The organism is Chryseobacterium sp. MP_3.2 (assembly GCF_035984805.1).
Lineage (GTDB): Bacteria > Bacteroidota > Bacteroidia > Flavobacteriales > Weeksellaceae > Kaistella.
Genome location: NZ_JAXCHW010000003.1, coordinates 68,558 through 91,859, shown reverse-complemented (window position 1 = coordinate 91,859; position 23,302 = coordinate 68,558). Strand labels below are relative to the sequence as shown.

General features: G+C 35.6%; 32 protein-coding genes, 1 tRNA gene and 1 pseudogene. 15 read left to right on the top strand and 19 right to left on the bottom strand.

Going from position 1 to position 23,302, the window contains the following annotated elements:
* Positions 1 to 179 precede the first annotated feature (179 nt).
* From pgi to RCH13_RS06165, 7 genes are read left to right on the top strand one after another with little or no spacing between them, the layout of a single operon-like run.
* Positions 180 to 1,820, top strand: a complete 1,641-nt coding sequence (pgi, locus tag RCH13_RS06195; RefSeq protein WP_326986365.1) for a glucose-6-phosphate isomerase — start codon at positions 180 to 182, stop codon at positions 1,818 to 1,820.
* A gap of 28 nt (positions 1,821 to 1,848) precedes the next feature.
* Entirely contained in the window at positions 1,849 to 2,733 is an 885-nt protein-coding gene (locus RCH13_RS06190) for a bifunctional 5,10-methylenetetrahydrofolate dehydrogenase/5,10-methenyltetrahydrofolate cyclohydrolase (protein ID WP_326986364.1), read from the top strand.
* Positions 2,726 to 3,358, top strand: coding sequence for a 7-carboxy-7-deazaguanine synthase QueE (locus RCH13_RS06185; protein ID WP_326986363.1), 633 nt, complete (start codon positions 2,726 to 2,728; stop codon positions 3,356 to 3,358). Before RCH13_RS06190 ends, RCH13_RS06185 begins: the two co-directional genes overlap by 8 nt.
* Positions 3,359 to 3,394: 36 nt before the next feature.
* Positions 3,395 to 4,762, top strand: coding sequence for an exopolysaccharide biosynthesis polyprenyl glycosylphosphotransferase (locus RCH13_RS06180; RefSeq protein WP_326986362.1), 1,368 nt, complete (start codon positions 3,395 to 3,397; stop codon positions 4,760 to 4,762).
* 37 nt (positions 4,763 to 4,799) lie between these two features.
* A complete protein-coding gene (locus tag RCH13_RS06175; RefSeq protein WP_326986361.1) occupies positions 4,800 to 5,552 on the top strand; it encodes an MlaE family ABC transporter permease in 753 nt (250 codons plus the stop codon).
* A complete protein-coding gene (locus RCH13_RS06170; RefSeq protein WP_326986360.1) occupies positions 5,552 to 6,361 on the top strand; it encodes an ABC transporter ATP-binding protein in 810 nt (269 codons plus the stop codon). Before RCH13_RS06175 ends, RCH13_RS06170 begins: the two co-directional genes overlap by 1 nt.
* Positions 6,354 to 6,971, top strand: coding sequence for an outer membrane beta-barrel protein (locus tag RCH13_RS06165; RefSeq protein ID WP_326986359.1), 618 nt, complete (start codon positions 6,354 to 6,356; stop codon positions 6,969 to 6,971). Before RCH13_RS06170 ends, RCH13_RS06165 begins: the two co-directional genes overlap by 8 nt.
* A gap of 115 nt (positions 6,972 to 7,086) precedes the next feature.
* Here RCH13_RS06165 and RCH13_RS06160 read toward each other — a convergent pair whose 3' ends face one another.
* Both RCH13_RS06160 and RCH13_RS06155 read right to left on the bottom strand, forming a co-directional pair.
* On the bottom strand, positions 7,087 to 7,413 hold the full coding sequence (locus tag RCH13_RS06160) for a hypothetical protein (protein WP_326986358.1): 327 nt from the start codon (positions 7,411 to 7,413) through the stop codon (positions 7,087 to 7,089).
* A gap of 72 nt (positions 7,414 to 7,485) precedes the next feature.
* On the bottom strand, positions 7,486 to 8,295 hold the full coding sequence (locus RCH13_RS06155) for a M48 family metallopeptidase (protein WP_326986357.1): 810 nt from the start codon (positions 8,293 to 8,295) through the stop codon (positions 7,486 to 7,488).
* A 206-nt stretch (positions 8,296 to 8,501) separates the two neighbouring features.
* On the opposite strand from RCH13_RS06155, the pseudogene RCH13_RS06150 reads away from it, so the two are divergent.
* Positions 8,502 to 8,903, top strand: a pseudogene (locus tag RCH13_RS06150) (hypothetical protein); the annotation flags it as partial.
* A 106-nt stretch (positions 8,904 to 9,009) separates the two neighbouring features.
* Entirely contained in the window at positions 9,010 to 9,543 is a 534-nt protein-coding gene (locus RCH13_RS06145; RefSeq protein ID WP_326986355.1) for a DUF4251 domain-containing protein, read from the top strand.
* Position 9,544: 1 nt separating this feature from the next.
* On the opposite strand, the gene meaB is transcribed toward RCH13_RS06145, so the two are convergent.
* A complete protein-coding gene (gene meaB, locus RCH13_RS06140; protein WP_326986354.1) occupies positions 9,545 to 10,528 on the bottom strand; it encodes a methylmalonyl Co-A mutase-associated GTPase MeaB in 984 nt (327 codons plus the stop codon).
* Between the two features lie 112 nt (positions 10,529 to 10,640).
* Here meaB and RCH13_RS06135 point away from each other — a divergent pair, with 112 nt between their 5' ends.
* The 4 genes from RCH13_RS06135 to RCH13_RS06120 all read left to right on the top strand — a co-directional run bounded on the left by RCH13_RS06135 (position 10,641) and on the right by RCH13_RS06120 (position 12,428).
* A complete protein-coding gene (locus RCH13_RS06135) occupies positions 10,641 to 10,937 on the top strand; it encodes a c-type cytochrome (protein WP_326986353.1) in 297 nt (98 codons plus the stop codon).
* A gap of 6 nt (positions 10,938 to 10,943) precedes the next feature.
* Positions 10,944 to 11,285, top strand: coding sequence for a tRNA-binding protein (locus RCH13_RS06130; protein ID WP_442784618.1), 342 nt, complete (start codon positions 10,944 to 10,946; stop codon positions 11,283 to 11,285).
* Positions 11,286 to 11,329: 44 nt separating this feature from the next.
* Positions 11,330 to 12,025 carry a 3'-5' exonuclease gene (locus RCH13_RS06125; protein WP_326986352.1) on the top strand — a complete coding sequence of 232 codons (696 nt, stop codon included), beginning with the start codon at positions 11,330 to 11,332 and terminating at the stop codon, positions 12,023 to 12,025.
* Between the two features lie 76 nt (positions 12,026 to 12,101).
* On the top strand, positions 12,102 to 12,428 hold the full coding sequence (locus tag RCH13_RS06120; RefSeq protein ID WP_326986351.1) for an SUF system Fe-S cluster assembly protein: 327 nt from the start codon (positions 12,102 to 12,104) through the stop codon (positions 12,426 to 12,428).
* Position 12,429: 1 nt separating this feature from the next.
* Here RCH13_RS06120 and RCH13_RS06115 read toward each other — a convergent pair whose 3' ends face one another.
* From RCH13_RS06115 to RCH13_RS06100, 4 genes are all read right to left on the bottom strand, one after another.
* Complete coding sequence (locus tag RCH13_RS06115) at positions 12,430 to 12,831, bottom strand: OsmC family protein (protein WP_326986350.1); 402 nt, start codon at positions 12,829 to 12,831, stop codon at positions 12,430 to 12,432.
* A complete protein-coding gene (locus tag RCH13_RS06110) occupies positions 12,828 to 13,337 on the bottom strand; it encodes a hypothetical protein (RefSeq protein ID WP_326986349.1) in 510 nt (169 codons plus the stop codon). The genes RCH13_RS06115 and RCH13_RS06110 overlap by 4 nt, the downstream gene beginning before the upstream one ends.
* Before the next feature lie 132 nt (positions 13,338 to 13,469).
* Entirely contained in the window at positions 13,470 to 13,844 is a 375-nt protein-coding gene (locus tag RCH13_RS06105) for a hypothetical protein (protein WP_326986348.1), read from the bottom strand.
* A gap of 3 nt (positions 13,845 to 13,847) precedes the next feature.
* Entirely contained in the window at positions 13,848 to 14,696 is an 849-nt protein-coding gene (locus RCH13_RS06100; RefSeq protein WP_326986347.1) for a hydroxymethylglutaryl-CoA lyase, read from the bottom strand.
* 184 nt (positions 14,697 to 14,880) lie between these two features.
* Here RCH13_RS06100 and pepT point away from each other — a divergent pair, with 184 nt between their 5' ends.
* Positions 14,881 to 16,140 (top strand): peptidase T, encoded by a 1,260-nt coding sequence (gene pepT / locus RCH13_RS06095; RefSeq protein ID WP_326986346.1) that lies wholly within the window; start codon positions 14,881 to 14,883, stop codon positions 16,138 to 16,140.
* A 195-nt stretch (positions 16,141 to 16,335) separates the two neighbouring features.
* Here the strand turns inward: pepT and RCH13_RS06090 are convergent.
* The 3 genes from RCH13_RS06090 to RCH13_RS06080 all read right to left on the bottom strand — a co-directional run bounded on the left by RCH13_RS06090 (position 16,336) and on the right by RCH13_RS06080 (position 18,397).
* A tRNA-Asn gene (locus RCH13_RS06090) sits at positions 16,336 to 16,409 on the bottom strand.
* 74 nt (positions 16,410 to 16,483) lie between these two features.
* Positions 16,484 to 17,848, bottom strand: coding sequence for an RIP metalloprotease RseP (gene rseP, locus RCH13_RS06085; protein ID WP_326986345.1), 1,365 nt, complete (start codon positions 17,846 to 17,848; stop codon positions 16,484 to 16,486).
* A 105-nt stretch (positions 17,849 to 17,953) separates the two neighbouring features.
* Complete coding sequence (locus RCH13_RS06080; RefSeq protein ID WP_326986344.1) at positions 17,954 to 18,397, bottom strand: DUF6646 family protein; 444 nt, start codon at positions 18,395 to 18,397, stop codon at positions 17,954 to 17,956.
* Between the two features lie 126 nt (positions 18,398 to 18,523).
* Between RCH13_RS06080 and RCH13_RS06075 the strand changes: the two genes are divergently transcribed.
* Positions 18,524 to 19,282, top strand: a complete 759-nt coding sequence (locus tag RCH13_RS06075) for an amidohydrolase (RefSeq protein ID WP_326986343.1) — start codon at positions 18,524 to 18,526, stop codon at positions 19,280 to 19,282.
* A gap of 1 nt (position 19,283) precedes the next feature.
* Here the strand turns inward: RCH13_RS06075 and RCH13_RS06070 are convergent, their stop codons facing one another.
* From RCH13_RS06070 to RCH13_RS06030, 9 genes are read right to left on the bottom strand one after another with little or no spacing between them, the layout of a single operon-like run.
* On the bottom strand, positions 19,284 to 19,589 hold the full coding sequence (locus tag RCH13_RS06070; protein ID WP_326986342.1) for a thioredoxin family protein: 306 nt from the start codon (positions 19,587 to 19,589) through the stop codon (positions 19,284 to 19,286).
* A gap of 45 nt (positions 19,590 to 19,634) precedes the next feature.
* Entirely contained in the window at positions 19,635 to 19,835 is a 201-nt protein-coding gene (locus RCH13_RS06065) for a hypothetical protein (RefSeq protein WP_326986341.1), read from the bottom strand.
* Positions 19,835 to 20,143: a rhodanese-like domain-containing protein gene (locus tag RCH13_RS06060; protein ID WP_326986340.1), complete on the bottom strand. Its 309-nt coding sequence runs from the start codon at positions 20,141 to 20,143 to the stop codon at positions 19,835 to 19,837. The genes RCH13_RS06065 and RCH13_RS06060 overlap by 1 nt, the downstream gene beginning before the upstream one ends.
* Positions 20,136 to 20,348 carry a DUF6132 family protein gene (locus RCH13_RS06055; protein ID WP_326986339.1) on the bottom strand — a complete coding sequence of 71 codons (213 nt, stop codon included), beginning with the start codon at positions 20,346 to 20,348 and terminating at the stop codon, positions 20,136 to 20,138. The genes RCH13_RS06060 and RCH13_RS06055 overlap by 8 nt, the downstream gene beginning before the upstream one ends.
* Positions 20,345 to 20,557 carry a YgaP family membrane protein gene (locus RCH13_RS06050; protein ID WP_326986338.1) on the bottom strand — a complete coding sequence of 71 codons (213 nt, stop codon included), beginning with the start codon at positions 20,555 to 20,557 and terminating at the stop codon, positions 20,345 to 20,347. The genes RCH13_RS06055 and RCH13_RS06050 overlap by 4 nt, the downstream gene beginning before the upstream one ends.
* Positions 20,554 to 21,177: a methyltransferase domain-containing protein gene (locus tag RCH13_RS06045; RefSeq protein ID WP_326986337.1), complete on the bottom strand. Its 624-nt coding sequence runs from the start codon at positions 21,175 to 21,177 to the stop codon at positions 20,554 to 20,556. The genes RCH13_RS06050 and RCH13_RS06045 overlap by 4 nt, the downstream gene beginning before the upstream one ends.
* Positions 21,177 to 21,473 carry a hypothetical protein gene (locus RCH13_RS06040; RefSeq protein ID WP_326986336.1) on the bottom strand — a complete coding sequence of 99 codons (297 nt, stop codon included), beginning with the start codon at positions 21,471 to 21,473 and terminating at the stop codon, positions 21,177 to 21,179. The genes RCH13_RS06045 and RCH13_RS06040 overlap by 1 nt, the downstream gene beginning before the upstream one ends.
* A 6-nt stretch (positions 21,474 to 21,479) precedes the next feature.
* Positions 21,480 to 21,833: a rhodanese-like domain-containing protein gene (locus RCH13_RS06035; protein ID WP_326986335.1), complete on the bottom strand. Its 354-nt coding sequence runs from the start codon at positions 21,831 to 21,833 to the stop codon at positions 21,480 to 21,482.
* A 2-nt stretch (positions 21,834 to 21,835) separates the two neighbouring features.
* A complete protein-coding gene (locus tag RCH13_RS06030; RefSeq protein WP_326986334.1) occupies positions 21,836 to 23,248 on the bottom strand; it encodes an MBL fold metallo-hydrolase in 1,413 nt (470 codons plus the stop codon).
* Between the last annotated feature and the right edge of the window lie 54 nt (positions 23,249 to 23,302).

Below are 23,302 nucleotides of genomic sequence, written 5' to 3'. Positions count from 1 at the left end.
TATGAGTAAGCATTAACGTAAGTGTATAAATGAAGAACACACAATCTGTTAATCAATAAAACTCCGTAAATCTCTTCTAAACTAAACCTCTGTAATTTCTCAGAGGTTTTATTTTTCCGTAAATTTGCCCCGATTTTAAAATTGTAAGATTTTAAGATTAAAAAACTAAAATTCCGCACATGTTACCTAAAATAAATCCTACCCAAACTACAGCCTGGAAAGAGCTTCAAGATCATTTTGCCCAAAACGATTTCGAACTTCGCACGCTTTTTCAATATAATGCAGAGCGTTTTAACCAATTTTCTGTACAGCGAGAAAACTACCTTTTCGATTATTCCAAAAATTTAATTGATCAAAGAACTTTTCAGTTATTACAAAACTTAGCAACAGAATGTGATTTAAAATCAGCCATCGATGCCATGTTTTCTGGAGAGAAAATTAATGAAACTGAAGGTAGAGCGGTTTTACATACTGCGTTAAGAGATTTTACAGACAAAGAAATTCTGGTGGACGGTAAAAATATAAAACCCGGCATCAAGAAGGTTTTAAATCAAATGAAAACATTTTCGGAGAAAATTATTTCTGGGGAACACAAAGGATTTTCAGGCAAAGAAATTACAGATGTTGTCAATATCGGAATTGGAGGTTCAGATTTAGGTCCGGTGATGGTTTGTTCTGCGTTGAAACACTTTAAAACAAGACTAAATGTGCATTTCGTTTCTAATGTAGACGGTAATCATATTGCAGAAGTTTTAAAAAAACTAAATCCAGAAACAACTTTATTTATCATTGCGTCTAAGACATTTACCACGCAAGAAACCATGACCAATGCAGCCTCTGCAAAAGACTGGTTTTTGAAAAGTGGAAAAGCAGATGATGTTGCAAAACATTTTGTAGCACTCTCTACCAATACAGATTCCGTGAAAAAATTCGGAATTGCAGAGGAAAATATTTTCGAGTTTTGGGATTGGGTCGGTGGCCGATATTCCCTTTGGAGTGCCATCGGTTTAAGCATCGTTCTTACGGTGGGTTATGAAAACTTTGAAGAATTATTAAAAGGAGCTCATGAAACTGATATCCATTTTCAAACTGCAGACTTTACAGAAAACGTTCCTGTTCTGATGGGACTTTTAGGGATTTGGTATCGTAATTTTTTTGATGCGGGTTCTTATGCCGTATTGCCTTACTCCCAATATTTAGATCGTTTCGCTGCCTATCTTCAACAAGGTGATATGGAAAGCAACGGAAAATGTGTAGACAGAAATGGAAATTTTGTAGAATATGAAACGGGGCCAATTATTTGGGGAGAACCTGGAACTAATGGTCAACACGCCTTTTATCAATTAATTCATCAAGGAACGGAATTAATTCCAGCAGATTTTATTGCCTACGCTCAATCGTGCAATGATGTTTCTGATCACCAAGATAAGTTGCTCGCCAACTTTTTTGCTCAAACTGAAGCTCTAGCTTTTGGGAAGAATGAGGTAGAAGTAAAAGAAGAATTATTGGCTGCCGGAAAATCGGAAGAAGAGACGAAGGGACTATTAAATTACAAGGTTTTTCACGGAAATACTCCGACTAACTCTTTGTTTTACAAAGAGTTAACTCCTTTTTCCTTAGGACAATTAATCGCATTATACGAGCATAAAATTTTTGTTCAAGGTGCTATTTGGAACATTTTCAGTTTCGATCAGTACGGTGTAGAACTCGGAAAAGTCTTAGCCGGAAAGATATTGGCAGAATTAACAGAAGATGAGCAAATCCAATCCCACGATTCTTCGACAAATGGTTTGATGAATTATTACAAAAAGCATCAATAAAATTTAAATCAATTTAAAGTAAATAGAAATGGCAAAAATTCTTGATGGATTAAAGGTTTCCAAGGAGATAAAAAAAGAAATTGGCGTAGAAGTAGAAAAAATTGTAGCCGGAAAACATAGACCACCGCATTTAGTAGCGATTCTCGTCGGAAAAAACGGCGCGAGCATGACTTATGTGAAAAATAAAATTAAAGATTGCGAAGAAGTTGGCTTTAAATCAACAATGATTGATTTCCCAAGTACTGTTTCTGAAGCGGAACTTTTAGAGACCATTGACGAATTAAATAAATCCAAAGACGTTGATGGATTTATTGTACAACTCCCTTTACCAAAGCAAATTGACCAAGAGAAAATCATCATGGCAATTGATCCAAGAAAAGATGTGGATGGATTTCATCCAGAAAATTTTGGAAAAATGGCTTTGGAAATGGCCACTTTCTTGCCGGCAACGCCTTTCGGAATTATAACACTGTTAGAGAGATATCACATTGACACCAAAGGAAAACACTGCGTGGTGATTGGTAGAAGTAGAATCGTAGGAAAACCGATGAGCATTTTAATGGGCAGAAAAGATTTCCCCGGAAATTCTACGGTAACATTAACCCACTCCTATACTCCACATATAGAGGATTTTACAAAAAAAGCTGACATCATTATTACAGCTTTAGGAGATCCAAATTTTCTAAAAGCGGACATGATTAAAGAAGGTGCGATTATCATTGATGTGGGAATTACAAGGGTAGAAGATGATTCTGAAAAAGGATACCGTTTAATCGGTGATGTCGATTTTGAAAGTTGTAAAGAAAAAGCCGGTTGGATTACTCCTGTTCCGGGCGGTGTAGGACCAATGACCAGAGCAATGTTAATGAAAAATACACTTTTAGCGTATAAAACTTCCGTATATAATGATTAAAGAAGAAGAAAATATTTTAATGAAACTAGGAAAAATGCTCCCCGTGATGGAGCATTTTTATACGTTACAAGGAGAAGGTGCACATACGGGAAAGGCGGCATACTTTATCCGGTTAGGCGGTTGCGACGTAGGTTGCCACTGGTGTGATGTGAAGGAAAGTTGGGATCCCAATCTTCATCCTTTAATGGATGCTTTGCAAATAGCAGAAACGGCCGCAAAACATTGTAAAACCATCGTTTTAACGGGTGGTGAACCTTTGATGTGGAACTTAGAAATTCTTACAGGCAGATTAAAAGAACTCGGGTGCGAGATCCATATTGAAACTTCTGGCGCCTATGAAATGAGCGGAAACCTAGACTGGATCACCCTATCTCCGAAAAAAACGGGTTTGCCAAAAGAAGCGATTTATGCCAAAGCCAGCGAACTGAAAATGATTGTTTTTAACAACAGTGATTTTAAATTCGCAGAAGAGCAGGCCGCAAAAGTTTCTGGGAACTGCAAATTGTATCTTCAAAGTGAATGGAGTAAGCGCGATGAAATCTATCCAAAAATTACAGATTTTATATTGGCCAACCCAAAATGGCAAGCCTCTGTGCAGACTCATAAATACTTGAATATTCCCTAAATTATTTTAAATTTACTTTTCTTATAATTTGGCAGTATGCAGAAACTTCGATTTTCTAGATATTTCAAAGCGCTATTTATTATCCTGGATGTTCTGGTAATCATCGGGGTTTTCCTGTTTTTTTTCATGCGAAATATTGATTTCAATTTTGAGAAAAATGTTTTTGAAGAAAATCTTATTTTGCTTTCCCTCTTGGTCTTCTTTTGGATTCTTTTAAGTGGAAGAACTAAATTATACTCTATTGCGAGGAATTTAACCTATACTATTTATCTGGAACGCCTTATTACGCACATCTTTATTTTTATTTTCGGCGTGGTACTTTTGGCAAAAATCAGCAACAATGAATTTCTGAAACAAGATCGTTTTCTCATTGCGACCGGATTATTTTTTCTCCTTTTCATTATAAAAACCATTGTCTTTATCTCTTTGAAGTATTTGCGGACGATGGGACTGAACTATAGAAACATTATGTTTTTAAAAGGTGACTCCTCCACAGAAATTTTACAAAATATTTTAACAGAAAGAAAGGATTACGGTTTTAAAATTCATGAATACGCGGAGGATGAGCAATTTAATTTTGAAAATCTAATCCGATTTTGGAAAGAGAAGCAAATCCACACCATGTACTTAGCCACCAATAAATTTTTAAAGGATGAGGAGCAAGAAATTTACCGTTTGGCAGAACTTCATAAAGTCCGCGTTTCCCTGATTCCGAGTATTATAAAAAATAACTTCTTTCAGTTTGACTTGGGTTATATTGAAATGCAACCCGTTTTGCTTCGGTCCAAATTTCCTTTGGATTATTTCACCAATATTTTAATTAAAAGAACTTTTGATATCCTTTTTTCTTCCATTATATTGGTATTTGTCTGCTCCTGGCTTTTTCCGATTATCGCTTTACTCATTAAACTTGATGGTAAAGGACCCGTTTTTTTTCTGCAGAAAAGATATGGCTTTCATGATGAAGTCTTTAACTGTTTTAAATTCCGGACCATGTTGGTGAATGACCAATGTACTAAGAATACAACCAGTGAAAATGATAAAAGAATCACCAAAATTGGTAAGTTTTTACGCAAAACAAGTTTAGACGAAATGCCCCAATTCTTAAATGTTTTTATCGGAGATATGTCCATCGTCGGTCCGAGACCGCACATGCTTTTAGTTGATGATTTTTATAAATTAAAAATTGGACGGTATTCGGTACGAAGTTTGGTTAAACCTGGCATTACAGGACTTGCGCAAGTAAACGGTTTACGTGGCGATATTGGCAACATGGAGATTAAAATGCAAAAGCGAATCTTGGCAGATGCATTTTACGTAAAAAACTGGAGTGTAAGTCTGGATTCTATCATCATTATAAAGACCATTTTTTTAGTCATTGGTGGAGATAAAAACGCCAACTAAAAAATTGTAAAAATAATAAAAAGACTAATTTAGCTGAATGTTAAAAAGATTGTTAAGCGAAATTGGAGCCTACTTTCTCCTCTTAGGTAAAACGCTAAGAAGGCCCCAAAAATTTTCGATTTTTCTAAAACTTTTCACGAGAGAAGTTTACGATTTAGGAGTAAACTCATTTGGGTTGGTGCTTTTCACCTCTACTTTTGTAGGAGCGGTAGTGGCGATTCAAATGTTTAATAACTTCAGTGCATCAAGTTTCCCCATCCCCAATTCTTTTATCGGTTATGCCACCAAGGTTGTACTGATTCTGGAATTTGCTCCCACCATTATTTCTGTAATTTTAGCAGGTAAAGTTGGATCATATATTGCCTCCAGTATTGGAACCATGCGGGTAACTGAGCAAATTGACGCTTTGGATATTATGGGTGTTAATTCTCCAAATTTTTTAATTCTTCCGAAAATTTTGGCCAGTGTAATTTTTAACCCCTTACTCATTGCAATTAGTATTGTCTTTGGTATTTGGGGTGGCTATATGGCAGGATCTGCAACTGGAAGTTGGAGCAAAGCTGATTATATCACTGGAATTCAAATGTATATGCCTTCGCATTTTATTTGGTATGCCTTTTTCAAAACTGCTGCTTTTGCCTTCTTAATTGCGACCATTCCAGCTTATTTTGGCTACAATGTTAAAGGTGGTTCACTGGAAGTTGGGCGTGCAAGTACGCAAGCTGTGGTTTGGACCATTGTTTCTATAATCATCATGAACTTAATATTAACTCAAATGTTCCTAAGCTAATGATAGATGTAAAAGATTTAAAAAAGAGCTTCGGTGAAGTGGAAGTTCTGAAAGGAATTTCTACCACGTTTGAAACGGGTAAAGTAAACCTTATTATTGGTCAAAGTGGTTCTGGTAAGACGGTATTTCTTAAAAGTCTCTTGAATGTGTATCAACCTACCTCGGGGGAAATTCTTTTCGATGGACGCGATATTAACCAAATGTCCAGAGAAGAAAAACAAATATTGAGATCTGAAATCGGAACGGTATTTCAGGGGAGCGCCTTATTTGATTCTATGACGGTAGAAGAGAATATTACTTTCCCCCTCGACATGTTTACCAACCTTACTTTTCGAGAAAAGAAAAGACGCGTTTTTGATGTCATCGGACGGGTGCACTTGGAGAAAGCCAACAGAAAATTTCCCTCAGAAATATCGGGTGGTATGCAAAAGAGAGTTGCCATTGCAAGAGCGATTGTGAACAACCCAAAATATTTGTTTTGTGATGAACCCAATTCTGGTTTGGATCCATATACCTCAAACATTATTGATGATTTATTGTTGGAAATTACTCAAGAATATAATACCACCACCATTATTAATTCGCATGATATGAACTCTGTAATGACCATTGGTCAAAAAATTGTGTATCTGCGCTTGGGAATAAAAGAGTGGGAAGGTGACAAAGACATCTTGATTAATGCAGGCAATAAAAACCTCATTGATTTCGTTTATTCGTCAGAGTTATTTAAGGAATTGAGAGACTATTTCTTAGAGACTAATAAAACTTCAATAGACAACGTAATAACAAAACCTCAAAAAAATGAATAAAGTATTTAGCATCATATTAGTTGCTGCAAGTGTAATGGGATCTGCCCAGATTAAATTAGCGGGAAAGGCCAATTTACTCTTCAAAACCGATTCGCCATCTTGGCAAAATATTAAAAATAGTGCGGTAAGTGCATACAATGAATCGGGTAAGAATAATGTGGGTTTTAATGTAGGACTTTCTGCAAAAGTAAATTTGCCAGCAGCATTTTTCCTGATGCCAGAGATCTATTATACTACTTTTAAAACTGACTTCGATGTTCCAGGAACAGGAACGACCATAGAAGCGAAAAGCAACCGAGTAGATGTTCCAGTTCTTTTGGGATACAAACTTTTAGGAGACAATTTGGGTGTTTTTATCGGACCGGTAGCTTCTTACAATCTATCTACGGACAATCAGTTTGATGATTTCACGGAAAATGCAAAAAATGAATTTACTGTAGGATATCAGTTTGGTGCCCAAGCGCAGTTTCAGAAAATCATACTAAATGCAAAATATGAAGGTGCATTTAGTGATGATCAAAGAGATTTTATCAGCAATACTACGAATGAAACAATTCGATATGATGCAAGACCAAGCTTATTTATGGTGGGTGTAGGATATGAATTCTAATTAGATCATATTTCCTCGAAATTAATCTTCAACGATGAACAAAAAAAAGGTTACCAATTTGGTAACCTTTTTCTATTTTGGATCCTACTTATGTCCAATTAAATGTTTGACTTGATTAGTAGTTAGTCGGTGTATTCTTATCCTCCTCAGAAACATATGTTACAGTTTGTTGACGTGCCAATTCTGCAGCTTGTTTTTCTAGATCTTCTTTTTCTCTACGCAATTGTTTCAGCTCTTTTTTCTTTTCTTCTGCGCGTAATGCGGAACCTTTGCTCGCATAACCTACAATTCCACCAATGATTAAACCGATGCCAATTCCAGCTAAAATTCCCATTAAATTAAGGGGTTCAAAAAGTTTTACCATAGAAAACTCTGGCATCATATAGTAGAGTAAAAATGCAAGTCCTAGAAGGAGAAAACCGATAAATGTTAAATTTTTCATAGTGTCTTAAATTAAAAAACCTTCCCAAATTTAATCAAATTTTAGGAAGGTTATATTTTATAAATCTATTATTTACAGTTTTCCGCCTGATTTTTTATAATATTCCAAAGCTTTCGGCATATTCTTATCTAAATCTGCGCGTCTGTTTTCAGGATTAGGGTGAGTAGATAAAAATTCTGGAGGTCTTTGTCCGTTCGACGCAGCTTCCATTCTTTCCCAAAACGGAGTAGCTTGTCTTGGATCATATCCCGCCATTGCCATTAAATAAAGTCCCATTTCATCAGCTTCTAGCTCTTGACTTCTGCCATATTTCATAAGTGCAACTTGAGCACCAATTGGATAGACTTGTTGAAAAATTGAAGCCATTTGCCCATTTGAGATTGCTCCACCTAAAATTGCTCCACCATATTGCGCTGCCATTGCTTGAGAAATTCTTTCATTTCCGTGTCCTGCAAGTGCGTGAGAAATCTCGTGACCCATCACTACTGCTAAACCTGTATCGGTTCTGGTAATCGGTAAAATCCCCGTGTAAACTGCTACTTTTCCGCCCGGCATGGCCCAAGCGTTTATTGATTTGTCTTCAATTAGATTAAATTCCCATTGATAGCTTGCTACATCAGCTTCTCTGCCTATTGAGCGGTAATAATTGTTGGCTGCGTTTTTAATTCTTAAGCCTACATTTTGAACACTTTTTGCTGCAGTGGTTCCTTTTAAAACTTTTGCCTTAGATAAAGTTTCCTTATACTGTTGCAGAGCCATCGCAGCTATTTCTTGATTATTTGCAAGTTGCAAAGAAGATCTGCCTGTAATCGGGTTCGTTGTACAAGCAGTAAGCGTTAAAGCCAGAGCGCCTATTCCAATAAGTTTATGTAATTTTTTCATAGTATTGATATTAAGATAATTGGGTGTAATCAATTTTTATTCCACAAAATTTTTAACTAAAAATTTTAACTGTATTTACTTTAAACGAATATAAATCTTATGAAATACAGATCTCCCCTATTTCTGCGATTACAATACTGTTGATCATGAGTGCATGTATCGCACAAAATAGTGTATCTAATTAAAATGAATCGTCATTTTTAAAAAGTAGAGAATTTACTTTTATAGCTGAAAAATCAAATCCCTTTGATACTGAGAAAATATTTTCCGCGATGTCTAATCAATATATGTATGGAAATAAAATTTCAAACTTAGATGATGGATATACGGTTGCAATCAAAAAAGAAGAAATTGCAATCATTTTACCTTATTACGGTACAGGGATTTCTAAGAAAGCAGGTCAAGAGCCTCATTATATTCAATTAACCTCCACAGATTTTGACCTTGAAAATGTAACACAGAAAAAAGGCACTTCTGTCTATGAAGTCGCACTCGATGATCAAACAGATATCAAAAAAAATGTACCTGAAAGTTTTTTGCCAATGGAAAATCAAACCTTTCGATTGCATCTGGTGACCGACAACCCATTTCTTATGAAGGGCATTTGAAGGAAAATGCACTACAATTAAAAGAGAAATAGTTCCTTTCAAAATTTCATTTCAAACGAAGACATTTTTTGTTGCACTATATTTGCATACTTTCCAGAAAAATCCAATGAAAAATTTATTTAAAATAATAGCGATAAGTTTAATGATGATTATCATTAACTCTTGCACCTCCCAAAATGTACTACCCAATCAAAAAGTAACTTCATTGTTACAAAGTGGCGAATTTACTTTTTTGGCAGAACGAGCCAATCCTACTAATTTTGATGTCATTAATGTTCTCAGTTCACTTCCTGGCGGAGGTTCCTCTCAAATTCTCAATCTTGATTATGGGTATACCTTAACTTTGAAGAAGAATGAGGTTGTAGCAGTTCTCCCCTATTTCGGAAGAATGTTTTCTCCCACCTTCGATAATGAAAAAAACTCTTACCGCTTCACTTCAAAAGATTTTAACATCAATGAAACGATGGGTAAAAAAGGGAGTGTGATTTATACCATTACTCCAAAAGATTTGCAAAATGTGAGAGCCATTATTTTAGAAGTTTTTAAAAATGGTAAGGCGTATTTGAATATTGATGGAAATGACAGACAGCCCATTTCCTATGATGGATACATTATGGAGAATGCTGTTATAAAAAAGTAGATTAAATTTTAAGCAACTTTTCTACAAATAATTTTGCTTCTGTACTGGGATTTGATTTCAGGTCAGAAGCATTTTTTTTATGCACCTCGTAGAATTCCGCAGTCTTATTCTCTTCTCGAGCTTTTTGCAAAATATATTCTTGGACCCAGTAATGAAAACGTTTTTCTGCTTGTTTTTTCCGACCGTTTTCGAAAGTTTCGTTTTTTATTTTAACATCAATGAAATCGTTCACTTTGTCAAAAACTTCTTCTACACCTTTGTTTTGCAGAGCTGAACCCAATAGCACTGGAACGGTCCAATTCATTTCTTTAGAAGGTAAAAAATGCAAGGCTCGTAACAGTTCAACTTTGGTGTTTTTAGCTTTGATCAGGTTATCATCTTCTACTTTATTAATGAAAATTAGATCTACCATTTCCATAATTCCTCGTTTTATCCCTTGAAGTTCATCACCGCCGCCTACTATTTTCAGAAATAGAAAAACATCTGTAATATCAGAAACTAAAACTTCACTTTGCCCCACTCCCACTGTTTCTATCAAAATATAATCAAAACCTGCGGCTTCACAAATTAGCATGGATTCAAAGGTGGCATTTGCCACACCGCCTAAAAATCCAGACGTAGGCGAAGGTCGAATGAAGGCATGATCTTCCCTTGACAGTTCTTCCATACGTGTTTTATCTCCCAAAATAGAACCTTTATTCAAAGACGAACTTGGATCGATGGCCAAAACTGCTACTTTTTTTCCACGGCTTAAAGCTAACTTCCCAAAATTTTCAATGAAAGTAGATTTTCCGGCGCCAGGAACCCCAGTAATTCCAATCCGAATTGATTTCCCCGTAAACGGCAAGATTTGCTGAAGAAGTTCATCCGCCTGTTCCCGATGTTCTGGTAGTTTGCTCTCTACCAAAGTAATCGCTTTTCCCAGAATTCTTTTATCTGCTGCGCGGATACCTTCAAATAATTGTGTGGTAGAGAGATTTTTCATGTATTCAAAAATACAAAATTCTTTTAGTTCTTCTTTTTAGATTTTACGCTTAATTAAGTCCCTACTTTTTTTAAAAGAGAATTCCTTATTTTTGGATGAAAGAAAGAATTATATGAAGAACAAAAACATCTCAAATATAATGACCATGAGTATTGGTTTATTTTTGATCACCGCTTGCACCCAAAAACCTGCTGCAATTGCGGGCACAAAAACTTTCACCGCGGAATATCTGGCGCAGGGTAAAACGATCTTCGAAAATTCTTGCGGAAAATGCCATGATTTACCGAATCCAATGGATCACACCTCGATACAGTGGGTTGGAATTATGAACTCGATGGCTCCAAAAGCAAAATTAGATGACGCGCAACATCAAATTGTTTACGATTACGTAGTATCAGTAAAAAATTAAAAAATTATGATTTCACCCGAAATTTCCTGGACAGATTTTGAAAAAATTGATATCAGAAGTGGTACTGTTATTTCAGTTTCAGATTTCCCAAAGGCTAAAAGGCCGGCTTATCTACTGACCATTGATTTCGGAGATTTGGGCCTTAAAAAATCCTCTGCACAGATTACGGATTTATATAAAATAGATGATTTGGTAGGAAAACAAATTCTAGCGGTGGTTAATTTTCCAAAAAAGCAGATTGCGAATTTTATGAGTGAATGCCTTGTTTTGGGACTTTTTGACGAGGAGAAAAAAGTGACCTTGATTACTCCCACGATGAAAATAAAAAACGGCTCTCGTTTGGGGTAAATATTCTTCAGCCTTAAAAATCACAACCATTAAAAACCTACTTTATGATCCAGCACGTACCTATCGAAAAAGTTTTATTTCTTGATATTGAAACTGTTCCAGAATTTGGAAATTGGACAGATGTGGATGACACGAGCCAGAAACTTTGGGACAAAAAAACAAAAATGCAACGCAAAGATGATTTTTCGGCTGAAGAATTCTACAAAGAACGCGGGGGAATTATGGCAGAATTCGGTAAAATAATCTGCATTTCTGTAGGAATTTTAGAAAAGAATGAAAAGCTTAAAATCAAAAGTTTTTACGGAGATGATGAAAAAATTCTTTTGCGAGAATTCGGAGATATTTTTAACCGTCCGAAATTGCGAGACGTGATCTTATGCGCCCACAATGGGAAAGAATTTGATTTTCCCTGGATTGCTCGGCGATTTTTAATCAATGGAATGCAACCGCCTTTGCCTTTTCAAATGTTCGGGAAAAAACCTTGGGAAATTCCTCATTTAGATACGCTAGAATTATGGAAATTTGGAGATTACAAATCATTTGTGTCTTTGGAATTACTCGCGCATGTCTTTGGGATTCCCACCCCAAAAGACGATATTGATGGGTCAATGGTGGCATCAATCTACTACATAGAAAAAGACTTATTTAGAATAGTTACATATTGTGAAAAAGATGTCTTAACTTTGGCCAACGTTTTCCGACGCATGCGTCAGGAGGATTTGCTCGAGAAATGTGACTAATAATGGGAGATTGCAGCAATTTTTAAGATTTTAAGATTTCAATATTTTGCGAAAGATGATTCCCGCCTTTTTTAATATGAATTATACAGACGAACAAATAGCCACCATTGGCGAAGATATTATCAAATCCTTAAAAACTGTTTACGATCCAGAGATTCCAGTTGATATTTATGAACTAGGATTAATTTACGATGTGCAGATTTCTGAGGAAGGTGCCGTAAAAGTGATTATGACTTTAACTACTCCCAATTGTCCGGTTGCAGAAAGTTTACCTGCAGAAGTTCGGGAGAAAGTAGCGGAAACAGAAGGAGTGAAGGAAGTTGATTTAGAATTGACTTTTGAACCTTCTTGGAATAAAGATATGATGAGTGAGGAAGCTCGTTTTGAACTGGGAATGTTTTAGATTAATTGTAATTAAAACTCACCGTCTTTTTCAAATCTGGATGAAGACTTAAAGCTACAGGACAATTATACGCTGTTTCTTGGATGAATTCTTTCTGTTCGTCAGAAAAATCCCCACTAAAATAAATATCGCACAAAATTCCTGCTATTTTACGTGGTTTTGGATTCATATTTTTTTGAACTTTCGCGTAACTCCCATCGATTACAATTCCTTTTTCTTTACCTAAAATCGCAATAGTGGTCAACATGCATTGCGCAAGAGAAGTCGCACATAAATCAGTGGGCGAAAACGCATCGCCTTTTCCGTGATTATCTGTAGGCGCATCTGTGATGACGATGGTTCCAGATTGTAAATGTTCTGATTCGCAACGGAGATCTGTAATGTAAGTTATTTTTGATGTCATTTTTTTAGTTTTATGGAAGCCGCCGGCTTTTGATTTTTTTTTAAAATTTCTATAATTGATTCTCGTAAGTCTCTAAGGCTGAAACTTTCATCTGTATATCCTTTCGAAAATGTGCTGTGTCCATTGGTTATTTCTTCACAAATAACGTATTTCGGGTCAGCCTTTTTAATTTGAATGGTTTTTTCAATATTAATTTTTCTTTCAATTTTTTCTCCAGATTTGTCAATAAGGTAAACCGTGTAAAGAGATTCCAAAGTTTCTTTCGGAACTTCAAAATATTTGAAAACATTTATCCATTGACCGTTCCATTGGAATTCATCCACTGCAATATTTTTGAAATTCATCGTATCCTCCGTCAAAAGATTCTGCCGGTAAAAGCCTCTCATTTTGTCAAAATATAAATTGGCTTCTGTGAATTTGTTCTGGGCATTTAAGGCTTTTATTATTTTTTCATAAAAACTATATTCAGTCGGAAAATTTGCTAATCCACTTTCGTAAATTTCCACAGCTTTGTCAAAATCTTTTGTCTCAGCATAATAGAAATTTCCGGCAACCTTTACTAATTCGATGTAAAATTTATCTTTCGGAGAACTCTCTAATCCTTCCAGATAAGTTTTAATTTCTTCTGATTGCTTATTCTACAATTTGTACGCTCTTCCTTTTTCAATGTAAAATTCTGCTTTTGGTAAGTTAGAAATTGCAATATCATAGCTTTTTACTGCGTCCTCAAACTTACTCAAATATATTTCTGAATGACCTTTTTGAAAATAGATAATAGGATTATCGAATCCTTTGTTTAAAGATCTCTCATAAAATTCGAGGGCAGTTTTATCATCTTCTTTTCGAAAAAAAGCATAGCCTACGTAGTAAAGTTCTTCCGCAGTTAACTGATCATCATTAATCTTGTTTTTGATCAATTCATCAAAATCTGAATTCTCAAAATCTTTCTTTATGCTTTGAGAAAAACTCAGGGAGAAAAAGCCGAGGAATAATAATGTTAGAAATAATTTCATATTTTAAAAATGAAAAATATTTTTCGCCCTGTTGTAAGCGCTTTCGAAGTTAAGTAAGTTGAGGCCATGCTCAATTTTTTCTGTCGCTATGAAGTTAATGACTTGTTCTGTCGGCATATTTCCTACCAAATCATCTTTCGCCATCGGACAGCCCCCAATTCCTTTAATAGCGGAGTCAAACCTTCGGCAACCATGATCATATGCGGCCTTTAATTTACTGTAAGAATCTTCATATCGGTTATGGAAATGGGCTCCAAAATCTATATCCGGATATTTCTGCGGAATTTTTTCAAAAAGCAGACTGATCTGTTCCAAAGTTCCTATACCAGTTGTATCTGATAGAAGAATATTTTTGATCCCAATTTCATTAAACCGATTTGCCCAAAAATCTACCTCTTTCGATTTCCAAATTTCTCCATAAGGATTTCCAAAAGCCATGGAAAAATACACATTCAAAGCTCTTCCATCTTTTTCTAAAAGTTGAGTAATTTTTAAAATGTCTTTAAATGCTTCTTCCTGGTTCTTGTTGGTATTTCTGTGCTGAAAAGTCTCAGAAATTGAAAAAGGAAATCCTAAAATATCAACTTGCTCGTGTTTCAAAGCTTTTTCTGCGCCACGGAAATTCGCAACAATCACCGATAATTTAGTATTAGAAAGACTTTTATCAATTTCGTCTAACACGATTCCAGAATCTACCATTTGAGGGATGGCTTTCGGGGAAACAAAACTGCCACAATCCAGCACATCAAATCCCACTTCCATCAAAGTGTTAATATAATCGATTTTGGTTTGAGTGGGAATAAAATCACCCCATCCTTGCATTGCGTCGCGCGGACATTCAGTAAGAAACATTTTTAGTATTTAGGTATTTTCAAAGATACTATTTTTTAGGAAAAATAAAATTGAAATCATTTTACAAATCTAGGATGACATCTAAGGACTCATTATGACAAGGCCATTATTGTGGAAATTGAGCATCTTAGATAGAAATTAACTCAGTCAAATTCAGTAAATTTGTTATAAATCAAAGTACAATATGAAAACGATAGAATTTAATCTGGACTGGAAACTTAAACTACAAAACAGATTTATTAATTATGTAAAAATCTATTCTACGAGTGACGCAGAAAGTGATAGCACGCCCTCTACTGAGCAACAGTGGGACATTGCAAAATATATTTTCGAGGAATTGAAAACATTGGGCCTAAGCGATGTTTCTCTGGATGACAAAGGCTACATCTACGCCTATATTCCTTCAAATTTAGAAAAAGATGAAGAGCCGGTTGTTGGCTTTATTTCGCATTATGATACTTCCCCAGATTTTAACGGGAAAGATGTAAATCCACAAATCTGGGATGATTATGACGGCAAAGATTTACTTTTAAATGCAGAAACGGGATTCACTTTATCTCCAAAAAAATTCGAAAGTTTAAATGATTACGTCGGTAAAACCTTAATTACCACAGACGGAACGTCGCTTCTCGGTGCGGATGACAAAGCTGGAATTGCAGAAATTGTGACTGCTGCAGAGTTTTTATTGGCGCATCCAGAAATTAAGCGTAGCAGAATTGCAATCGGTTTTACGCCAGATGAAGAAATTGGAAGAGGAGCACACCATTTTGACGTGAAAAAATTTGGGGCAGAATGGGCCTATACAATGGATGGAAGTGAAGTTGGAGAATTAGAATACGAAAATTTTAACGCAGCTGGAGCAGTGGTGAAAATCCATGGTTTAAGTGTGCATCCCGGTTATGCGATTGGAAAAATGGTGAATGCCTCTTTGTTAGCAGCAGAATTTATCCAGATGCTCCCAGAAAATGAAACGCCAGGAACCACCAAAGGTTTTGAAGGTTTTTATCATTTAATGGATATTACTGCAGATGTTTCCGAAGCTAAAATTCAATACATCATCCGCGATCATGACCACGATTTATTTGAAGAAAGAAAAAAATTCATCATTGATAAAGTGGCGGAATTTAATAAAAAGCATGGTGAAGGAACTGCAGAGATAGAAATTAAAGAGCAATACCGCAATATGAAGCAACAATTTGAGGGGAAAATGCATATTGTAGATATTGCAGAACAAGCGATGAAAGACGCTAACATTAAACCTAAAATCAAAGCCATCCGTGGTGGAACAGACGGCGCTCAATTATCTTATATGGGTCTACCTTGTCCAAACATTTTTGCGGGCGGAATTAACTTTCATGGACCATATGAATATGTATGTCTGGAATCGATGGAGAAAGCCGTAAAAGTAATTTTAAACATTGCGAGAGCGGTGAAAAGGAAATAAAAGTGAGAGCTTTATAGAAAAAGCCGTTGCATTTTTGCGAGGGTTTTTTTTTGTGGGTAATCAAAGCGCAAAGCAAAAACTATAGCAAAACAGAAAAACTAAACATCTGTTTCCCCTTTTTCCTCTTCTCCTCTAGAAATCAAACATTTTGAAGTATAAACACAAAAAAACCACCACATTTCTGTGATGGTTTTGCTCCTCTTCTTGGGCTCGAACCAAGGACCCTCTGATTAACAGTCAGATGCTCTAACCAACTGAGCTAAAGAGGAGTGTTTCTCTTTGCTGTAAGCGTTTGCAAATATAAAAACTTTTTTAATTCTGCCAAAACATTTTACTGAATATTTTAAAATTTATCCAGGAAAAGTTTGAGTATGTCATTTCCGAAGATCAAAATCATTAATCCAAGTAAGAATACCACTCCAATCATTTGTGCATTCTCCAAAACTTTTTGAGGCACTGGTTTACCCGTAATCATTTCCCACAAAGTGAAAACAACGTGTCCACCATCTAATCCCGGAATTGGAATTAAATTAAGGAAAGCCAACCATACTGAAAACATCGCGGTAAAACTCCAGAAAAACTCCCAATTGATAGAAAAATTACCTTCTGCTGATTTCTCCACTTTCATCTGTTTTACAATCCCGATTGGTCCTGAAACTTTCTCATATCCTTTAGTTGTTGTATTGAAAACAATCTTGAACTGCTTAATTTGCATGGTAAGAACATCAATCGTTCTTGTTAGTCCTCTCGGAATAGATTCTAGAAAAGTATAATTTTTTACCACTCTTGCTTTTTCCAAAGCGCTATAAGCTACTTGAGCATCTGGTGAGAATCCTAATTTACCTTCTGCATTTACATTTACAGGTAATACTTGTGTTGTATTATTTCTATCAATCTGCAGGGAAATGGTTTGATTTTTAAATTTTGCCAACTCCTCTCCAAGTTGATCAAAATATTGAACAGATTTTCCATTAATCGCCAAAACCCTATCACCTTTCAAAAGTCCAGCCGCCTTTGCACCACCACCTGGAACTACACTGTCTACTACTGTAGCAAATCGAGGACTGAAATACGCTTTCGCTTCATTTTCAGCTAAAACTGCAGCAACTCCAACTTCATTTACGGGAAATGTCATTTCTTTTCCATCTCTTAAAACGGTTGCTTCATTCGCAAATAACATATTGATTGTGGAGGTTTCCAACCGATCTGCCGGTTTCCCATCAATCGCTAAAATCACGTCACCACTTTTCAGGCCCATCATTTTTCCCGGCTCTGTTACAGAAATTCCGTTTTCAAACTTTGCATTTTCGTGAAAAGTTTCACCTTTGAAATAACTTAGGGAAGAGTAGATAATCCACGCTAAAAAAAAGTTTACGGTAACTCCACCAAGCATAATAATTAAACGCTGCCATGCGGGTTTACTTCTAAATTCCCACGGTTCTGCAGGCTTTTTAAGTTGCTCTGTATCCATGCTCTCATCAACCATTCCGGCGATTTTTACATAGCCACCGAAAGGCAACCAACCGATACCGTATTCTGTTTCGCCAATTTTCTTTTTTGCAATAGAAAACCAAGGATCAAAGAAAAGATAGAATTTCTCAACTTTGGTTTTAAATAACTTTGCAGGTATAAAGTGCCCTAATTCATGCAGGCCGACCAAGATTGAAATACTTAAGATAAATTGAAAGATTTGTATTGCTAATTCCATTAACTATGTTTAAATTTTAATTCGCGAAGATACGAATTATCAAAAGCATGCCAAATAAAAAAGGCTCTCAAATTGAGAACCTTTTGTCTGATATATTGTAAAATATTAGAGGTTGATAGAAAGTCCTAAACTTCCGTTGTTACCAGCTTCAATATAAATTCCTAAATTTTGGTTGAAGAAATATCTAACACCAACGTGTGCTCCAAAATAAGTTCCGCTTTTACCCAATAGACCTAAATCAACACCTGGATAAATGTCCCATTTTTCTGGTAAGCCTAATGGCTCTTGTAAGTGAAAGTTCAAACGTCCAAAAACTCCAAAATCGTCATCTTTGTACTTGTCATTATTATGATCAAAAAAGAAATTCGCTCCAGCTCCTATCGAGATAATGTTAGACAAACCATAGTCATAAGTACCTGTAATACCAGTTCCATATCCCCAACCGTTAAATCCAACTTGAATTTTTTGGTCGCCTTTTCCATTCCATGCTTGTGCAGATGCCACATGTCCTACAAATAGTAGAGAGCATGCTAAAATTAGCTTTTTCATAATGTTATAATTTTTAATATTGTTAATTAGTTGTACTTTCATCTTCAAATATGGGACCAAGTTATGAATATTTTAACACAATTAAGACAATTTATCACTTAAACTGTTAAAAAAAGACTAAAATTTATGAAAAACTTGACAATCTGTGGTCTAAATCTAGACATTAACTGGACGAATAAAGGGCTGAACCTTAGAAAGATTGAGGAATATTTTGATATAGAAAAAGCGGATATTTTTTTGCTTCCAGAAATGTTTTCTACCGGATTTAATATGAATGCAAAAGAAATTGCAGACCGAGAGGAAGAAACGCTGCTTTGGATGAAAGATTTTGCAAAAAATAAAGGAAGCGCAGTTTGCGGAAGTGTATCGATCGAAGAAAATAATCAATTCTTCAATCGATTTTATTTTGTAAAACCCGATGGTGAATACGATTATTACGATAAAAGGCATCTATTTTCCTACTCTGCTGAAGATGAAATTTATTCCGCTGGAAAAGAAAAAGTGATTGTACATTATAAAGGTTGGAATATTTTACTTCAAGTTTGCTATGACTTAAGATTTCCAGTCTTCTCTAGAAATACTGGTGATTATGATGTCGCATTTTATGTTGCAAACTGGCCTGAAAAAAGAATTGATGCCTGGAATATCCTGCTAAAAGCCCGGGCAATTGAAAACCAAAGTTATGTATTCGGACTGAATAGGATTGGAAAAGATGGCAATGAAATTACCTACCCGAAAAGCTCCTACTGTTTCTTTGCAGATGGATCACAAGTTTCAACCGAACAGGAAAATTGGGTAAAAGCGGAATTAGATTGTGAAAAACTAACCCTGTTTAGAAATCAATTCCAGTTTTTAAAAGACGGTGATTCCTTTCAAATTACATAAGTTAAGACTTCGCGAAGTCTTGTAAAAGGTTGGTCAAAGTATTAACATCATGCACACCACTTTGCTTGTAAAGCAATTCTTTATTTTTAAAAATGGCCAAAGTCGGAACACCGCGAACACCATACTCTGCTGCAATTGCCGGAAATTGATCAATATCTATTTTTACAATTCTCGCCAAATCCCCAATATTTTCTTTCACCGTATTTAAAACGGAAGACTGTACTTTGCACGGTCCACACCAAGTAGCGAAAAAGTCAATAAGAACGGGTCTTTCGGAATCAATGAGTTCTTGAAATTTCTGAGACATAATTTTCTATTATTTGAGTTGATACAAGGATTAAAATCCTTGTATTTATTTTTGATTATTTGTGGGAATTCCGGTTTCACAATTTCCTGACGCGCAGCCAAATTTAAAAATAGCCATCGCAATAAAATACATCGCGAAAGGTATAAACCACCACGTTCTGTCATTCACTGCAATAAAGATGAATAAGATTCCGCCAAACAAATAAATGAATCTCCTAAGATTCCAGTCTTTAAAAAAATTTTTCATTATTTCAATTTATTTTGCAGCGCCATCCAACCACCGCCATTATAAGTTTCAAAGCCATTTTGCTTCAATATTGATTTTGCCGAGGAACTTCTCATACCACTCGCACAGCAGGTGATTATCGGTTTCTTCAAATCCAGTTTTTTCATTTCTGCATTAAGGGATTGCAGAGGAATATTTGTAGAATTCCTGATGCTCCCTGTACTAAATTCTGCGGGCGTTCTTACATCGATAATCTGTGCGCCGTTATTTACCAATTCTTTGAAATTGACAGTGTTACCTCCGAACAAATTTTTTATAAAATCAATCATTTTCTTTCTTTGTATTAGATTTCTCAAAAACTGAGAACATTAAATATCCCATCAACATTCCATAAACACTAGAGTTCATCGGTTTTGAAGTGATGGCACATGAACCAGTATTGCACCCAATAAAATGGTAATAGGCAAAGCCTAAAATTCCGCCGACCAAAATTCCAACGATTTTAAATTGGTGAGATTTTAAAAATACAGTCATTTTTTTTCTGGTTTTTTATAAGTATCAATCCCGAAAGCTTTGTAGAGCGGACAGAAATTGATGAAACTTGTTATTGTAAAAACCACCGCTAAAATGAGTAAAATAATCGCAGCAGTACCAGTTAAGTAATTAATATACATTAAATAACCAATGATAATGGCAATTAGAATTCTGCTCATGCGATCCAAACCGCCCATATTTTTTTTCATAATTCTAATTTTCTCAGGTTAATAAATGCTTCCGTTTCTTGTCTTGCAGGAAGGCTGGTTTCACACTTTTCCAACTTTATGATTTGAAAATAATTTTTGAAAATTAATTCATATTCTGATATACTTCCTCCAAAAGGCGGACCGTTCTGCTCAAAATTCCGATTGAATAAAACACCCACCAACCTTCCTTTTTGATGGAGCAAATCATGCATTTTGTGTGCATAATTATTTCGCATTAATGGTGGCAGCGCACAGAAAAATGTTTGTTCTAAGATTAAATCATAACTTCCAGAATGGTCGAAAAAGTTTTCACAAATCACTTCAATACCTTCTTTCCCGTTGAACTTTTCAAGAAGATAATCCACAGCTTTTGGCGCAAAATCTAAAACAGTAATATTTCTATATCCTAAATTCCAAAGAAAATCCGCTTCATAAGCATTTCCACATCCTGGAATTAAAATTTTCGCTTCAGGATTTTGATAATGCTCAATGTACGCTTCCATCGCGGGACAGCTTTGCCCCAAATCCCAACCCGTTTCTGAATTTTGCCATTTTCTTTCCCAATAGTTTGCATCTAAATCATATTGAGAAGATGGAAATTCGTTTGAATTTATGGGCATTACAAAGACTGCGCAACGGTAAATAAATTGCTCGCCAAAACTCCATGAACTTCGTGCACCTCATCCACAGGAATCTCGAAAACATCAAACTCCCGAAGAATATATTCTCGATCTGGGAACACAATATTGATTTCTCCTTTCAAAACGACCACGGTTGCCGGAACAGCGGTCGTATGCTTTTTTAAAACGGCACCATTCCCCAAACCAACCGCAAAGTATTTTAGGTTTTCACTTTTCTTTAAATGAACTACGTTTGCTTTATCTGTTGCAAATTCTATATTTTCTAAGATATTCATGGTTTCTTATTTTTGTAAATGCTTCACGATTTTCACCGTCTTTGCGTTATGAACATTACTGATTCCGTTCTTTTTTAAAATTTCCAACGCTTGGTTGGATTGATTCCCTGTATTACAAAAAAGAACTACGTTTTTTTGTTCCCGAAAGAAATCTAAGTTGTTTTCTACTTGTTCCAAGGGAATATTTACTGCTTTCAAGGCTGTATTGGCTTCAAATTCTTTTGGGGTTCTAACATCTACTAAAACTGTTTCTGGATTTTGCACCAAAACTTTTAATTCTTTCGCTTCCTCTGGATTTAAAGTTGGTGAGGAACAGGAAATAATAAAAATTAGGGCAAATAAGCTGATTAAAAATTTCATTTCTAGGATTTTAAAGTTTTGCTTTGACACATAAAATTACTCTTGGGCACCGTTGTTTCTTTGATGGCATTAAAACCGCCTTCAACTTCTGTAAAATTTCTAATTCCGCGAGAATTTAAAATACTAGCGGCAATCATGCTTCTGTATCCACCGGCACAATGAATAAAGAAATGCTCTTGATCATCTAACGTACCTGCCCAATCGTTAACTTCGGAAAGAGGTTTGCTGAAGGCATCATTTACATGTTCTGCTGCATATTCCGTTTCTTTTCTTACATCAATTACTTTTGCCGTTTCTGTGTATTTCGAAGCAAAATCCTCCGCAGATATTCTGTTGACCTCATCTGTTTCTTTTCCGGAATTTTTCCAAGTTTCAAATCCACCTTCTAAAAATCCTAAAACGTGATCAAACCCAACTCTAGAAAGTCTGGTGATTACTTCTTCTTCTGAACCTTTATCTGAAATTAACAAAATCGGTTGTTGCACATCTACAATCATCGATCCAACCCAAGGTGCAAAATCACCCTTTAGACCGATATTAATAGAGTTCGGAATAAAACCTTTTTGAAATTCTGCGGCGTCTCTCGTATCTAAAAGTAACGCATCGAAATCGGCAGCAATTGCTTCAAATTCTTTAACTTTCAAAGGTTTATTGCCTTTTTCCATTATGTTTTCGAAACTCTCATAACCTCCTTTATTCAAGGCGACATTCATCCCGAAATATTTTGGTGGAGCCGTTAATCCATCTAAGACCTCTTTCACGAAAGACTCTTTATTAGGTTGATTGAGGGCATAATTGGTTTTCTTTTGATTTCCTAAAGTGTCCACCGTTTCTTTCTGCATATTTTTTCCACAGGCAGAACCTGCGCCATGTGCAGGATAAACCGTAATATCATCTGCAAGCGGAATAATTTTGGTCTGCAAACTTTCATAGAGAATACCCGCTAATTCTTCTTGCGTCATGTGAGCTGCTTTTTGCGCTAAATCTGGTCTTCCTACATCGCCCAAAAACAAAGTATCGCCCGAAAAAATAGCGGTTTCTTTCCCAGCTTCATCAATTAAAAGATAAGTTGAACTTTCCATAGTGTGACCCGGAGTGTGCAAAACTTTAATTTTAATATCCCCAATTTGAAAAACCTGTCCATCTTCTGCAATGATTGCATCGAAATTTGGCTCTGCAGTAGGTCCATAAACAATTGGAGCACCCGTTTTTTTTGACAAATCCAAATGACCTGAAACAAAATCAGCGTGAAAATGGGTTTCAAAAATATATTTGAGCTTAACTCCATCCTTTTCCAACCGATCCATGTAGGGTTTTGTTTCCCGAAGCGGATCAATAATGGCAGCTTCATTTTGAGAAACAATATAATACGCACCTTGCGCAAGGCATCCGGTATAAATTTGTTCTATGTTCATTGTGTTGTTTTTTGCTTAAAGAATCTTTCTGGTGTTACCAAAATTTGCAAGCAA

Bases quoted from the DNA above. Each gene is read 5' to 3' on its own strand.
- RCH13_RS06055 (WP_326986339.1), bottom strand. From the start codon at position 20,348: ATGACTGTATTTTTAAAATCTCACCAATTTAAAATCGTTGGAATTTTG.
- RCH13_RS06070 (WP_326986342.1), bottom strand. From the start codon at position 19,589: ATGTCTCAGAAATTTCAAGAACTCATTGATTCCGAAAGACCCGTTCTT.
- RCH13_RS06065 (WP_326986341.1), bottom strand. From the start codon at position 19,835: ATGAAAAATTTTTTTAAAGACTGGAATCTTAGGAGATTCATTTATTTG.
- RCH13_RS06155 (WP_326986357.1), bottom strand. From the start codon at position 8,295: ATGAAAAAATTACATAAACTTATTGGAATAGGCGCTCTGGCTTTAACG.
- RCH13_RS06035 (WP_326986335.1), bottom strand. From the start codon at position 21,833: ATGAAATTTTTAATCAGCTTATTTGCCCTAATTTTTATTATTTCCTGT.
- RCH13_RS06045 (WP_326986337.1), bottom strand. From the start codon at position 21,177: ATGCCCATAAATTCAAACGAATTTCCATCTTCTCAATATGATTTAGAT.
- RCH13_RS06185 (WP_326986363.1), top strand. From the start codon at position 2,726: ATGATTAAAGAAGAAGAAAATATTTTAATGAAACTAGGAAAAATGCTC.
- RCH13_RS06170 (WP_326986360.1), top strand. From the start codon at position 5,552: ATGATAGATGTAAAAGATTTAAAAAAGAGCTTCGGTGAAGTGGAAGTT.
- RCH13_RS06120 (WP_326986351.1), top strand. From the start codon at position 12,102: ATGAATTATACAGACGAACAAATAGCCACCATTGGCGAAGATATTATC.
- RCH13_RS06165 (WP_326986359.1), top strand. From the start codon at position 6,354: ATGAATAAAGTATTTAGCATCATATTAGTTGCTGCAAGTGTAATGGGA.
- RCH13_RS06050 (WP_326986338.1), bottom strand. From the start codon at position 20,557: ATGAAAAAAAATATGGGCGGTTTGGATCGCATGAGCAGAATTCTAATT.
- RCH13_RS06080 (WP_326986344.1), bottom strand. From the start codon at position 18,397: ATGAAAAAGCTAATTTTAGCATGCTCTCTACTATTTGTAGGACATGTG.
- meaB (WP_326986354.1), bottom strand. From the start codon at position 10,528: ATGAAAAATCTCTCTACCACACAATTATTTGAAGGTATCCGCGCAGCA.
- RCH13_RS06175 (WP_326986361.1), top strand. From the start codon at position 4,800: ATGTTAAAAAGATTGTTAAGCGAAATTGGAGCCTACTTTCTCCTCTTA.
- RCH13_RS06160 (WP_326986358.1), bottom strand. From the start codon at position 7,413: ATGAAAAATTTAACATTTATCGGTTTTCTCCTTCTAGGACTTGCATTT.
- RCH13_RS06030 (WP_326986334.1), bottom strand. From the start codon at position 23,248: ATGAACATAGAACAAATTTATACCGGATGCCTTGCGCAAGGTGCGTAT.
- RCH13_RS06100 (WP_326986347.1), bottom strand. From the start codon at position 14,696: ATGTTTCTTACTGAATGTCCGCGCGACGCAATGCAAGGATGGGGTGAT.
- RCH13_RS06105 (WP_326986348.1), bottom strand. From the start codon at position 13,844: ATGAAATTATTTCTAACATTATTATTCCTCGGCTTTTTCTCCCTGAGT.
- RCH13_RS06180 (WP_326986362.1), top strand. From the start codon at position 3,395: ATGCAGAAACTTCGATTTTCTAGATATTTCAAAGCGCTATTTATTATC.
- RCH13_RS06040 (WP_326986336.1), bottom strand. From the start codon at position 21,473: ATGAATATCTTAGAAAATATAGAATTTGCAACAGATAAAGCAAACGTA.
- RCH13_RS06130 (WP_442784618.1), top strand. From the start codon at position 10,944: ATGATTTCACCCGAAATTTCCTGGACAGATTTTGAAAAAATTGATATC.
- RCH13_RS06075 (WP_326986343.1), top strand. From the start codon at position 18,524: ATGAAAAACTTGACAATCTGTGGTCTAAATCTAGACATTAACTGGACG.
- RCH13_RS06190 (WP_326986364.1), top strand. From the start codon at position 1,849: ATGGCAAAAATTCTTGATGGATTAAAGGTTTCCAAGGAGATAAAAAAA.
- pepT (WP_326986346.1), top strand. From the start codon at position 14,881: ATGAAAACGATAGAATTTAATCTGGACTGGAAACTTAAACTACAAAAC.
- rseP (WP_326986345.1), bottom strand. From the start codon at position 17,848: ATGGAATTAGCAATACAAATCTTTCAATTTATCTTAAGTATTTCAATC.
- RCH13_RS06060 (WP_326986340.1), bottom strand. From the start codon at position 20,143: ATGATTGATTTTATAAAAAATTTGTTCGGAGGTAACACTGTCAATTTC.
- RCH13_RS06145 (WP_326986355.1), top strand. From the start codon at position 9,010: ATGAAAAATTTATTTAAAATAATAGCGATAAGTTTAATGATGATTATC.
- RCH13_RS06125 (WP_326986352.1), top strand. From the start codon at position 11,330: ATGATCCAGCACGTACCTATCGAAAAAGTTTTATTTCTTGATATTGAA.
- RCH13_RS06115 (WP_326986350.1), bottom strand. From the start codon at position 12,831: ATGACATCAAAAATAACTTACATTACAGATCTCCGTTGCGAATCAGAA.
- pgi (WP_326986365.1), top strand. From the start codon at position 180: ATGTTACCTAAAATAAATCCTACCCAAACTACAGCCTGGAAAGAGCTT.
- RCH13_RS06135 (WP_326986353.1), top strand. From the start codon at position 10,641: ATGAAGAACAAAAACATCTCAAATATAATGACCATGAGTATTGGTTTA.